The sequence below is a fragment of the Allopontixanthobacter sp. genome, assembly GCF_034376665.1.
GTDB lineage: Bacteria > Pseudomonadota > Alphaproteobacteria > Sphingomonadales > Sphingomonadaceae > Allopontixanthobacter.
In genome coordinates this window covers 1-12,434 of record NZ_JAXMJI010000120.1, presented here as the reverse complement: position 1 = coordinate 12,434, position 12,434 = coordinate 1, and the positions used below count along the sequence as shown (strand labels likewise).

Sequence of the window (12,434 nt, the reverse complement as noted above, 5' to 3'; positions counted from 1 at the left end):
TCCAACTGCTCGACAGCTCGGAGGCGCGGGACATTGCCGGGCTTTACAGCGCCGACAGCGAATTCTCCGAGAACGTGAGCCGATACATCCATGACTTCGAAGCCATGCTGCGGGTCCTGTTATCGACCCGCGATGGCCACGCGCTCGGCGTGACCCTGCTCAGTTCGGACATGGGCAAGCTGTATGTCGCACTTGCGCAGGCAATCGAGCGGCTGCGGACCTGAATTTATTTGGGGTCAGGCAGGGTCTTGCGGGGGCTTGAACAGGTTGATGTCCTCCGCCTTGATCCACCCGTTTTCGTAATTCAGCACATAGGCCGCGGTCAGCACCGCAGCCACCACCGAGGCGCGCAGCGCCAAGTGAAGCGGCCGGAAATTCGCGGGCGCGCTATCCGCCTGGCCGGGAATCTTTTCCAGCCCCAACTCGTCATGCGTGCGAACGCCGAACGGCAGCATCACAAAGGCACACATCACCCAAACCAGCAGGTAAATCGCGACAATCGAAGTCCACTGCACAGCGTCAGCCCCCCATCAGGATCACTTTGACCTGCGGCTTCTTGCCGCTCCACCGGGTTGCCGCACGCCGGGTCGCAAGGCGGACTGCCTCGGTCAGGGATTCGCGATCCTTGCGGGCCGCACCTTTCAGCGCGCGCAGCGCCTTGACGATATCGGCGGAGGCTTCGGCGATGAAATCCTCCTCGTCCTCGTCCAGCGGCATCCCGAGCAATTCGAGATGCGGCTTCAACTGGCTGTCGATTGCGACGATAACCACCCCGTCGCGGGCCATCCGGCGGCGCATGGCAATGGCTTCGCCGTCGGCCGGCACGATGATGTCTCCGTCGAGCACAAGACGGCCGGTGCGGACTTCCGCCAGCTTGCCCGGCTTGCCCGGGGCCAGGCGGATGATGTCGCCGTTTTTCTGGAAGATGTTGTGCGGAATGCCGGCTGCCTGCCCGACACGGACCTGTTCCTGCATATGCTTGATTTCGCCGTGTACCGGAACCAGGATTTCGGGCCTGATCCAGGAATAGAGCGCTTCCAGTTCCGGACGTCCGGGGTGGCCGGAAACGTGGATCTCGCTCTGCCGATCGGTGACCATCACCACCCCGCGTTCCGCGAGCTTGTTCTGGACTTGCCCGATGGCGACTTCATTGCCCGGTATCTGGCGGCTGGAAAACAGCACCACATCGCCCTTCTGCAGGCTGATCTGATGGCTGTCGTCCGCCACGCGGGCCAGCGCAGCGCGGGGCTCGCCCTGCCCGCCGGTCGCCATGATCAGCACTTCGCCGCGGGGGAGGCCCATCGCGGTCTGAAAGTCGACCGTCGCCGGGAAATCCTGCAGGTAACCATTGTCCTGCGCCACTTCGATGATCCGGTCGAGCGAACGGCCCGCGACGCACAGCTTGCGCTTCGTCGCTTTCGCAACTTCGCCCAGCGTGTGCAGCCGCGCGACGTTGGAGGCGAAGGTGGTGACCAGCACCCGCTTGCCGGTGTGGCGCTTCACTTCTTCCATCAGACCCTGATATACCGCACCTTCCGAGCCGCTGGATTCCGGGTTGAAGACGTTGGTGGAATCGCACACCAGCGCAAGGATACCGTCATCGCCGAGTTCGGTAAGCTCTTCTTCGGTGGTGGGATCACCGACAATCGGTTCATCGTCCAGCTTCCAGTCGCCGGTGTGGAAAATGCGCCCGTAGGGGGTGTCGATAATCAGGCCGTTGCCCTCTGCGATGCTGTGCGCGAGGGGGACGTAGCTGACATCGAAGGGACCTACGGCAAAGCTGTCCGTCCCCTCGATCACATTGATCTTCACTTCGCGCAGCAGTCCGGCTTCTTCCAGCTTGCGGCGGATGAGGTCCGCGGTGAACGGCGTCGCATACAGCGGTACGCCGAGCTCTTCCGCAAAATACGGGATGGCACCGATGTGGTCTTCATGGCCGTGGGTCAGCACGATACCAACCAGGTCCTTCACCCGGTCCTCGATGAACTCGAGATCGGCAAACACCAGGTCGACGCCGGGGTACTGGTCGCCGGAAAAGGTCATGCCCAGATCGACCATCAGCCACTTGCCGTCGCAGCCGTAGAGATTGACGTTCATGCCGATTTCGGCGGAACCACCAAGTGCCAGGAACAGGAGCTCTTTTTCCGGCGTAAAATCCTTCTTCACTTCGCCGCCCGATCGGCCAGAATTGCGAGGCCTTCCAGCGTGAGATCGAAATCGACGCAGTCGAACATGTCGGTGTGCTTGTCGAACAGGATGGCGAGGCCGCCGGTGGCAACCACCTTGGCGGGTCGGCCGATTTCTTCACGCATTTTGGTAATCAATCCTTCCATCATCGCAACATAGCCCCAGAACACCCCGATGAGCATCTGGTCTTCGGTGTTGCGGCCGATCACACTGGTCGTTCGCGGCGCCTCAATGGCGATCCGCGGCAGTTTGGCGGTGCCCGCCACCAATGCATCGAGCGACAGGTTGATTCCCGGCGCGATGATGCCCCCCTTATACGCTCCGGTGAAATCCACTGCATCAAAAGTGGTCGCAGTGCCGAAATCGATGATGATCAGGTCCCCCTCGTACCGTTCATGCGCCGCAATCGCGTTGAGCGCCCGGTCCGCGCCGAGGGACCGCGGTTCGTCGACATCGACGGTGATCCCCCAGGCGGCCTTGCCCTCGCCCGCGATCATCGGGGTGACGCCGAAGTATTTCTCGCCCAGCACCGTCAGATTATGGATCGCACGGGGGACCACCGACCCGATGATGAACCGGTCCACTTCCTTGCGTTCGACCCCTTCCAGCGCTAGCAGCTGGGTGAGCCAGACCGCATATTCATCGCCCGTCCGGCGCGGATCGGTGGCAATGCGCCAGCGCGCCCGGACCGACTTGCCGTCGAACAGGGCGAAGACCACGTTGGTATTTCCGACATCGGCGACAAGCAGCATGGGCAGTTCCTCTAGGCGAGCATCACATCGCCCGCATGGATGGCACGGCTGGTGCCATCCGCCAAGCGCAGGCGGAGCGAACCGTCGGGCAGCAGACCATCGAAAACGCCGCTGATGATCCCGTCGGTCTGTTCGTTTACCGTCAACGCCGTGCCTGCGGGGTGGGCGGTGCTTTCCCAGCGGTTGATCAGCGGCTGTGTGCCGTAGGTGCGCCAACGCTGCAATTCCTCGGCGAAGTGCCCGGCCAGCGCATGCGCGAACAGGTCGCGGTCGGGCGCAGGGCCGAATTTTGCCAGTGCCAGTGTCTCGCGCCCGGCAACCTGCGGCGCAGCCGCCAGATTGACCCCGATGCCGACGATGACGCTGTCCCCTTCCCGTTCCAGCAGGATGCCTGCCAGCTTGGCCCCGGCATACATCAGGTCGTTGGGCCATTTGAGAAGCAGCGGAACCGGATCGGGACAATGCGGCACCACCGCCTGATAGGACGCCAGCCCAGCCACCAAAGCCAGCGTCGGCGTGAACGGATCGCCGGGGCTCAGGTGAACCACCGTCGATCCCATGAAATTTCCGGTGCCGTCGAACCACTCCCGGCCCTGCCGCCCGCGTCCGGCGCTCTGCCGGTCCGCCACCAGCCAGTGCCCCTCGGCAATGCGTTCGCCCGCTTTCAGCCGGGCGGAAAGATCGCCATTGGTCGAACCGGTCCTGGGGACAGTCTCAATCAAGCCGCGCGCGTCAGATCACGGCGAACAGGGCAGCCGCAGCCCGGTCTGCCAACGCGCCCATCGGTATGGTCATGAGATAGCCGAGCGGCGAAACGAAAATCGCGGTCAGTGCCAGCACCGACCAATGCGCTATATCGTTGCTGCCCGTCACGACGCCTGCAGGTTCGTCGAAATACATGATCTTGACGATCTTCAGGTAATAGAACGCGCCGATCACACTGGCGGCGATACCGATGGCGGCGAGTATCACCATGTCAGCCTCGACCGCGGCCTGGAAGACCACGAACTTGCCCCAGAATCCGAACAGCGGCGGAATTCCGGCAAGGCTCAGCATCATCGCGGCGAGGCACAGCGCGATCATGGGCTTCGCGCGGGAGAGGCCGGCGATATCCGCCATTCGCTCCACCTGATTGCCGTCCTTGTCCCGCAGCATCAATACCGCAACGAAACTGCCAAGCGACATGGCGACGTAGATCGCCATATAGACCAGCATCGCGCTCGCCCCGGCGGCGGTGCCGGTGGCAAGGCCGATGAGGATGAAGCCGACGTTGTTGATCGAGGAATAGGCCAGCAGTCGCTTGAGGTTGCTTTGCCCGATGGCACCCAGCGCGCCGACCACGACGGAGGCGAGCGCGGCGAAAATGATGATTTGCCGCCACGCGTCCGCCTGATTGCCGAATGCATCCAGAGTGATCCGTGCCGTCATCGCAATAGCGGCGACTTTCGGGGCGGTGGAGAAGAAGGTCGTAACCGGTGTTGGCGCGCCTTCATACACGTCCGGGGTCCACATGTGGAACGGCACGGCCGAGATCTTGAAGGCAAGACCGGCAAGCACGAAGATTATTCCGAACAGAGCGCCGTTGCCCAGTGTGCCTTCGAAAGCAGGTCGGATGGCGAGATAGCTGGTGCTGCCCGAGAAGCCGTAAACCAGGCTCATGCCGTAAAGCAGGATTCCGCTGGCGAGTGCGCCGAGGACGAAATATTTGAGACCCGCTTCGGCCGAGCGTTCGTCGCTGCGGGTAAAGGACGCAAGCACGTAAGACGACAGGCTGCTCAGTTCGAGGCCGATATACAGCGTCATCAGATCGACTGCCGAAACCATCATCCCCATGCCGACCGACGCGAACACCACCAGCAGTGGATATTCGGGCCGGTATTCCCGTCCGCGATCGAAGAAACGCGGCGTCACGATCAGGCAACCGATCGCCGCGAGATAGATCAGCAGCTTGGAGACACTGCCGAATGCGTCCATCCGGTAGAGACCGCCAAACGCGTCGCCGCCCTGTTCATAGGACGGATTGACCAGAAATTCCGCGGTGATCGCCGACGCACCGACCAGCGCAGCGACAGCCAGGATGGTGCTCAGCCGCCCAGCCTTCTGGCCGCCCCATGCGGCGATCAGGGTCAGGATCAGACCCGACAAAGACAGGAAAATCTCGGGTGCGGTCAGATAGAGGGAGATCGTATAATCCATCAGTGCGCCCCCTCGACCGAGGCATCGTGCTCGCTTACAATATGCGGCATGGCGTTGGCGGCTTCGCGGCGGGGCGGTCCGGTAACCAGCTTTACGTCACCATCGGGTGCGGCGCGGACCAGCCTTGCATCGAGCGCGGCGATATCCTGCCGCATCGGAGCGAGGAAACTTTCGGGATAAACCCCCATCCACAGCACCGCCGCGGCGATCGGCCCCAGCATCAACCATTCGCGCACGCCAATGTCCTTCATAGCCGCCGCATCGGCGTTTTTCTGAACCCCGAAGGCGACCCTGCGGTAGAGATAGAGCATGTATCCGGCGCCCAGGATGATCCCGGTGGTGCACACCAGCGCGACCAGGCTGGAAACCTCGTAGATCCCGGTCAGCGACAACAGCTCGCCGACGAAGCCGCTGGTCCCCGGCAGGCCGATGCTGGCCATGGTGAACAGCATGAACAGAAGCGCGTATTTCGGCATGTTGATGCTCAGCCCGCCGTAGCGGTCGATTTCGCGGGTGTGCAGACGGTCGTAGATCACGCCCACACACAGGAACAGCGCGGCGGATACCAGCCCGTGACTCAGCATCACGATCATCGAGCCTTCGAGACCCTGCACGTTGAAACTGAACAACCCGACGGTCACAATCGCCATATGCGCGACCGAGCTGTAGGCGATCAGTTTTTTCATGTCGCTCTGCACCAGCGCGATCAGGCTGGTGATCACCACTGCCGCCATCGACAGGATGAAGATGAGCCAGGCCAATTGCGCGGACGCTTCCGGGAACATCGGCAGGCTGAAACGGATGAAGCCGTACCCGCCCATTTTGAGCAGCACCCCGGCAAGGATAACCGAACCGGCGGTCGGCGCCTGAACGTGCGCATCGGGCAACCAGGTGTGGACCGGCCACATCGGCACCTTGACCGCGAAACTGGCGAAGAACGCGAGCCACAGCCAGGTTTGCGCGCCGGCCGGGAAATCGTAATTCATTAAGGTCGGGATGTCGGTCGTCCCGGCCTCGTTGACCATCCACAGCATGGCGATCAGCATCAGCACCGAACCCAGCAGCGTGTAGAGGAAGAATTTGTAGCTGGCGTAAATCCGGTTGTTCCCGCCCCAGATGCCGATGATCAGATACATCGGGATCAGGCCGGCCTCGAAGAAGATGTAGAACAGGTACAGATCCTGCGCGGAAAACACGCCGATCATCAGCAGTTCCATGATCAGGAACGCGGCCATGTATTCGCCGACCCGGTCGGTAATCGATTCCCAGCTCGCCAGGATACAGATCGGCATCAGGAAGGTGCTGAGCATGATCAGCAGAAGCGCGATCCCGTCGATACCGAGCGCGTAACTGAAGCCCGCGAACAGCGGCACGCTCTCGGTGAATTGCCACTGCGCGCCGCCGATATCGTAGCTTGCCCACAGCAGAATGCCCAGCGCCAGGTCGACCAGAGTCGCGCCAAGCGCGATACTGCGCGCAGCCTTGGCTTCGACGAACAGGCACGCAAACGCCGCGACCAGCGGGACCAGCAGCATTACGGAAAGGATGGGAAAGCCGCCCATTACATCAGGACCCAGGTTACGGCGGCGATCAGGCCAAGCAGCATGATCAGCGCGTAGGATGTGAGATAGCCGGACTGGACGCGCTTGGCCGCGCCGGTACCTTTCAGCACCAGCCACGCCGCGCCATCGGGGCCGAAGCGGTCGATGATGCCTTCGTCGCCAATTTTCCACAGCTTGCGGCCGACCCAGAAGGCCGGACGGACGAAGATCAGATCATAGAGCTCGTCAAAATACCATTTGTTGTACACGAACCGGTAGACCAGCCGGAACTGCTCGACGAATCTGCCGGGGATCGACGTGTCACGGATATAGGCCAGCCACGCGCCGAACAGGCCGAGCAGCATGACGATCGTCGCGGTCAGTTTCACCCACAGCGGAACCGCGTGCATGGCATGGATCAGATCTTCGTTGTAATAAATCGAGCCACCCCAGAATTCCGCGCTGTCGAGGAATTGCGGGTTGAAGATGAAGCCGGCGAACACCGCGCCGAGGGCCAACACCCCTAGCGGCACAAGCATGGAAAGCGGGCTTTCGTGCGGATGGTATCCGGCGGTTCCGTCATTCTGATCGGGCGAAGGTACCGAATGAACCGCGTCTTGCCCGGCGTCTTCCTGCACCGGCGGATTATGGGCCTCCGGATCGTCATGGCCGTGATGGACGGCGTGCTGGATATGCTCGCTCTCCTCCCAGCGCGGTTTGCCCCAGAAAGTGAGGAACATCAGCCGCCAGCTGTAGAAACTGGTCAGCAGCGCGGCAAAAGCGCCCATCCAGAAGGCGAATTGCCCCATCTCGGTCCCGCGCGCGAACGCCACTTCGAGGATCGCATCCTTGGAATGGAACCCTGCGAACCCGGCGTGCAGCCAGTAAATTCCGACCCCGGTGATGGCCAGCGTACCAGCCAGCATCGCGAAGAACGTCAGCGGGATCTGCTTACGCAAACCGCCGTAATAACGCATGTCCTGTTCGTGGTGCATTGCGTGGATCACGCTGCCCGCGCCGAGGAACAGCAGCGCCTTGAAGAATGCATGGGTGAACAGGTGGAACATTGCCGCGCCATAGGCACCGACGCCGGCGGCGAAGAACATGTAGCCAAGCTGCGAACAGGTGGAATAGGCGATGACCCGCTTGATATCCCACTGGGTCGTGCCGATCGTCGCCGCGAAGATGCAGGTCGCGGCGCCGACGAAGGTAACCATGCCCAGCGCAATCGGTGCGGTTTCGAACATCGGCGACAGGCGGCAGACCATGAACACGCCCGCGGTCACCATCGTGGCGGCGTGGATCAGCGCGGACACCGGCGTGGGGCCTTCCATCGCGTCCGGCAACCAGGTGTGCAGACCCAGTTGCGCGCTCTTGCCCATCGCGCCGATGAACAGAAGGATACACAGCACATCCATCGTCTGCACGCGGTACCCGAGAAAGCCGATGGTCGAACCGCTCATCGAGGGTGCGGCGGCCAGGATGTCCGGGATCGATACGGTGCCGAACACCCAGAACGTTCCGAAGATGCCGAGCATGAAACCGAGGTCCCCCACACGGTTGACCACGAAGGCCTTGATCGCGGCGGCGTTTGCGCTCGGCTTACGGAACCAGAAGCCGATCAGCAGGTAGGATGCGAGGCCGACCCCTTCCCAGCCGAAGAACATCTGAACCAGATTGTCCGCCGTCACCAGCATGAGCATGGCGAAGGTGAACAGGCTCAGATAGGCGAAGAACCGCGGCTGGTCCGGATCCTCCTCCATATAGCCCCAGCTATAGAGGTGGACGAGCGCGGAAACACTGGTGATCACCACCAGCATCACCGCGGTCAGCGTATCGACCCGCAGCGCCCAGTCGAAGCTGAGGCTGCCCGACTGCACCCATTGCAGCACCGGCACGACGGTCGCTTCCGCGTCCCCGGCAATAAAGCCGAGGAAGATTGGCCAGCTGAGCGCGCAGGACACGAACAGCGCCCCGGTGGTGATCAGCTTCACCGGAAGATTGCCGAGCGCACGGTTGCCCAGCCCGCCGACGATGGCCGCCAGCAGTGGCAGGAAGGTGATGAGGAGAATGGAGTTCACTACGGCTTAACCCTTCATCCGGTTGACATCGTCAACCGCGATCGTGCCGCGCTGGCGGAAATAGATCACCAGGATAGCCAGCCCGATGGCCGCCTCGCCCGCCGCGACGGTCAGCACGAACATGGCAAACACCTGCCCGCTCAGATCGCCGAGGAAGGCGCTGAACGCGACCAGATTGATGTTTACCGACAGAAGGATCAGTTCGATCGCCATCAGGATCACGATGATGTTCTTCCGGTTGAGAAAGATGCCCAGCACGCCGAGCACGAACAGAACCGCGCTGACGACAAGATAATGTTCGATGCCGATCATGAAGGCGCAACTCCTGTTGTCCGCTCATCCTGAGCTTGTCGAAGTGTCCGCTCATCCTGAGCCTGTCGAAGGATCACAATTTAACTCCCTTGCCCACTTCGGGACGGGTGTTGATGGTCGCATCTTCGGGACGGCGGCGGTTTTGCTTGCCGATGTCCTGATGGCCGCGGTGGGGTCCCGAGGCACGTTCGCGGTGGGTCAGCACGATGGCGCCGATCATCGCGACGAGCAGGATCAGGCCCGCCGCCTCGAACAGGAACAGGTAATCGCTGTAGAGCAACGCGCCGATATTCTCGATATTGCTGCGGCCGACCAGAGGCGCGGCGCTGCCATCGGGCGTGCCCAGCTCGAGTACCCCGGCTCCGTAAGCTCCGATCCCGAGGATCAGCTCCGCCAGCAGGACCAGCGCAATCGCGATCCCGAGCGGGAAATTCTTCATGAAACCGGCGCGCAGTTCGGCGAAATCGATGTTGAGCATCATCACCACGAACAGGAACAGCACCGCGACCGCGCCGACATAGACGATCACCAGCAGCATCGCGATGAACTCCGCGCCCACCAGCACCATCAAGCCCGCCGCGTTGAAGAAGGACACGATCAGCCACAGCACCGAATGCACCGGATTGCGCGACAGGATCGTCAGCGTCCCGGCGGCAATCAGCAGCACCGCGAAGAGATAGAAGGCGAAAGTCTGGATCATAAGCCCCGTTGTTCCTGAGCGCGCGCGTTAACGATACGGTGCATCGGCTTCAAGGTTCGCGGCGATTGCCCGCTCCCACTTGTCCCCGTTGGCGAGAAGTTTGGCCTTGTCGTAGAGCAATTCCTCGCGCGTTTCGGTCGCGTATTCGAAATTCGGCCCCTCGACGATGGCATCTACCGGGCAGGCTTCCTGACAGAAGCCGCAGTAAATGCATTTGGTCATGTCGATGTCGTACCGCGTTGTCCGGCGGCTGCCGTCTTCACGCGGTTCGCTCTCGATGGTGATCGCCAGCGCCGGACACACCGCCTCGCACAGTTTGCAGGCGATGCAGCGTTCCTCGCCATTGGGATAACGGCGCAGCGCATGCTCACCGCGAAAACGCGGGGAAATCGGGTTCTTCTCGAACGGATAATTGATCGTCGCCTTCGGCTTGAAGAAATACTTCAAGGTCAGCGCATGCGCTTTCAGGAAATCCCACAGGGTGTAGGATTTGATGAGATGTGTGAGGGTGCTCATGAATAATGACCCGTTGCCATAAGATAACCGCTGATCAGCACCACGAAAGCCAGGCTGAGCGGCAGGAATATCTTCCAGCCCAGACGCATCAGCTGGTCATAGCGGAAGCGCGGGACGGTCGCCCAGATCCAGCTGAACATCAAGAAAAACATGAACGTCTTGGCGAACAGCCATATCCAGCCCGGCACCAGATACAGCGGCGCCCAGTCGAACGGCGGCAACCATCCGCCGAAGAACAGGATCGCGTTCAGCATGCACATCAGCAGGATGTTCGCGTATTCGCCGAGCCAGAACAGCGCAAAGCTCATCGATGAATATTCGGTCTGGTATCCGGCTACGAGTTCGCTTTCGGCCTCCGTGAGATCGAACGGGGCGCGCGCGGTTTCCGCCAGGCTGGAGATGAAGAACAGCACCCACATCGGGAACATCAGCGGGTTGAACACGAAGGCGTTGACGAAACCAAGCCCGTGGCCGCGCTGCGCCTCGATAATGCCGTTGAGGTTGAAGGTTCCTGCCCACAGCACCACGCAGATCAGGATGAATCCGATTGAGACTTCATAGGAAATCATCTGCGCAGCGGCGCGCATCGCGGAAAAGAACGGATATTTCGAATTGGACGCCCAGCCCGCGATGACCACGCCGTAAACGCTAAGTGAACTGATCGCGAGGACATACAGCAAGCCAACGTTGATGTCCGCCAGAACTGCGCCGGAATTGAACGGGATCACCGCCCACGCCGCCAGCGCGACGGTGAAGGTGAGGATCGGCGCGATCAGGAACAGGCCCTTGTTGGCCGCGCTCGGGACGATGGTTTCCTGTAGGAACACCTTCAGACCGTCGGCAAAGCTCTGCAGCAGCCCGAACGGCCCGACCACATTGGGCCCCCGCCGCATCATGATCGCGGCCAGCACCTTGCGGTCGACATAGATTATCATCGCGACCGCCAGCATGAGGGGCAGCGCGATCAGCAGGACGCCTGCGAAGGTGGCAACGCCCCACGCCCAGTCATACGACATGCCGAGGGATTGGAAGAAGTTGGTCATTAGTCTCCGTCCCCACCACCGGCATCGCCACCGATACCGTAATCATTCAAATCATATGATCCGTGTCCGCCGCCGTAAGCGCTATCTTTCCAAGCCTGAGGATCAGCGGCAATCTTCTTGCTGGTAATCCACGCGGACAGTCGAATAACCCCAATGACAACAACAACAGCCGTGATCACTGCCGCCAAGACGGTTAGAAAGGCACTCATTCCGCCGCCTCCTTCAGCTCGTCGCCGTGGAGCATTTCTGCCGAACATTGCTGCATCACCGCGCTGGCGCGGACGATCGGGTTGGTGAGGTAGAAATCCTTTATCGGATAGGCGATCGCGCCCCCAAACTCTTTGGCTGCTTTCGCCTTCGCGTCACCCTTCGGTAGCGCGCCCAGATCGGCAAGACCTTCCTCGCCAAGCGCCGGAACCGCCTTGGCCATCGCGCCCTGCAATTCAGCAAAACTGTCGAACCCGACGCTCACGCCCAACGCATCGGCCAGCGCGCGCAGGATCGTCCAGTCTTCGCGCGCATCACCCGGCGCGAACACGGCTTTTTCGGCATATTGCACCCGGCCTTCGGTATTGACGTAGGTCCCGTCCTTTTCCGCATAGGACGCTGCGGGCAGGATGATGTCCGCCGCATGCGCGCCTTTGTCGCCGTGGTGGCCGATATAGACTTTCAGCGCGCCTTCGAAGGCGGAGTAATCCACCTCGTCCGCGCCGAGCGACAGCAGAACTTTGGGTTTCGCCGCGGCGATATCCGCAATCCCGCCCGGCTGTGCATAACCCAGCATCAACCCGCCCATCCGACTCGCCGCCATGTGGAGCACGTTGAATCCGTTCCAGCCATCTTTCACGAGGCCAAATTTGTCCGCCAGCGCCAGTGCCGGGGCGAGTGCGCCCTTTGCCAAGCCCGCGCCGCCGACGATCATCGCCGGACGTTCGGCATCCTTGAAGGCATCGGAAACCGCCTTGGGCAGTTTGCCCAGAACGCTGACATCATCGCCCAGGAATGTCGCCGGATAGGTCGTTTCCCATTCGGGACCGACCACGAAGACCTTGGCCCCGCGCTTGACTGCCTTGCGCAGCCGCGCGTTCACCAGCGCCGCTTCCCAG

General features: G+C 61.5%; 14 protein-coding genes. 1 reads left to right on the top strand and 13 read right to left on the bottom strand.

Features of this window, described 5'->3' with window-relative positions; translation table 11 throughout:
* Positions 1–224: hypothetical protein (locus U0988_RS13715; RefSeq protein ID WP_322293189.1), on the top strand; the 224-nt coding region annotated here is incomplete at its 5' end.
* 12 nt (positions 225–236) lie between these two features.
* On the opposite strand, the gene U0988_RS13710 is transcribed toward U0988_RS13715, so the two are convergent.
* The 13 genes from U0988_RS13710 to U0988_RS13650 all read right to left on the bottom strand — a co-directional run.
* Positions 237–515: a DUF1467 family protein gene (locus U0988_RS13710; protein WP_322293188.1), complete on the bottom strand. Its 279-nt coding sequence runs from the start codon at positions 513–515 to the stop codon at positions 237–239.
* Positions 516–519: 4 nt separating this feature from the next.
* Positions 520–2,166, bottom strand: a complete 1,647-nt coding sequence (locus U0988_RS13705) for a ribonuclease J (protein ID WP_322293187.1) — start codon at positions 2,164–2,166, stop codon at positions 520–522.
* Positions 2,163–2,939 carry a type III pantothenate kinase gene (locus U0988_RS13700; RefSeq protein ID WP_322293186.1) on the bottom strand — a complete coding sequence of 259 codons (777 nt, stop codon included), beginning with the start codon at positions 2,937–2,939 and terminating at the stop codon, positions 2,163–2,165. The genes U0988_RS13705 and U0988_RS13700 overlap by 4 nt, the downstream gene beginning before the upstream one ends.
* An 11-nt stretch (positions 2,940–2,950) precedes the next feature.
* Positions 2,951–3,661 (bottom strand): biotin--[acetyl-CoA-carboxylase] ligase, encoded by a 711-nt coding sequence (locus U0988_RS13695; RefSeq protein ID WP_322293185.1) that lies wholly within the window; start codon positions 3,659–3,661, stop codon positions 2,951–2,953.
* A gap of 10 nt (positions 3,662–3,671) precedes the next feature.
* On the bottom strand, positions 3,672–5,135 hold the full coding sequence (gene nuoN, locus U0988_RS13690; RefSeq protein WP_322293184.1) for an NADH-quinone oxidoreductase subunit NuoN: 1,464 nt from the start codon (positions 5,133–5,135) through the stop codon (positions 3,672–3,674).
* Complete coding sequence (locus U0988_RS13685) at positions 5,135–6,697, bottom strand: NADH-quinone oxidoreductase subunit M (protein ID WP_322293183.1); 1,563 nt, start codon at positions 6,695–6,697, stop codon at positions 5,135–5,137. Before U0988_RS13685 ends, nuoN begins: the two co-directional genes overlap by 1 nt.
* Positions 6,697–8,757 (bottom strand): NADH-quinone oxidoreductase subunit L, encoded by a 2,061-nt coding sequence (gene nuoL, locus U0988_RS13680; protein WP_322293182.1) that lies wholly within the window; start codon positions 8,755–8,757, stop codon positions 6,697–6,699. Before nuoL ends, U0988_RS13685 begins: the two co-directional genes overlap by 1 nt.
* A gap of 6 nt (positions 8,758–8,763) precedes the next feature.
* Complete coding sequence (nuoK, locus tag U0988_RS13675) at positions 8,764–9,069, bottom strand: NADH-quinone oxidoreductase subunit NuoK (RefSeq protein WP_322293181.1); 306 nt, start codon at positions 9,067–9,069, stop codon at positions 8,764–8,766.
* A gap of 73 nt (positions 9,070–9,142) precedes the next feature.
* Positions 9,143–9,769, bottom strand: coding sequence for an NADH-quinone oxidoreductase subunit J (locus U0988_RS13670; RefSeq protein ID WP_322293180.1), 627 nt, complete (start codon positions 9,767–9,769; stop codon positions 9,143–9,145).
* 27 nt (positions 9,770–9,796) lie between these two features.
* Positions 9,797–10,285, bottom strand: coding sequence for an NADH-quinone oxidoreductase subunit NuoI (gene nuoI, locus U0988_RS13665; RefSeq protein WP_322293179.1), 489 nt, complete (start codon positions 10,283–10,285; stop codon positions 9,797–9,799).
* Entirely contained in the window at positions 10,282–11,328 is a 1,047-nt protein-coding gene (gene nuoH / locus U0988_RS13660) for an NADH-quinone oxidoreductase subunit NuoH (RefSeq protein ID WP_322293178.1), read from the bottom strand. The genes nuoI and nuoH overlap by 4 nt, the downstream gene beginning before the upstream one ends.
* Positions 11,328–11,537 (bottom strand): hypothetical protein, encoded by a 210-nt coding sequence (locus tag U0988_RS13655; protein WP_322293177.1) that lies wholly within the window; start codon positions 11,535–11,537, stop codon positions 11,328–11,330. Before U0988_RS13655 ends, nuoH begins: the two co-directional genes overlap by 1 nt.
* Positions 11,534–12,434 (bottom strand): molybdopterin-dependent oxidoreductase (locus U0988_RS13650; protein WP_322293176.1); only part of this gene is annotated, 901 nt, incomplete at its 5' end. The genes U0988_RS13655 and U0988_RS13650, both read right to left, overlap by 4 nt.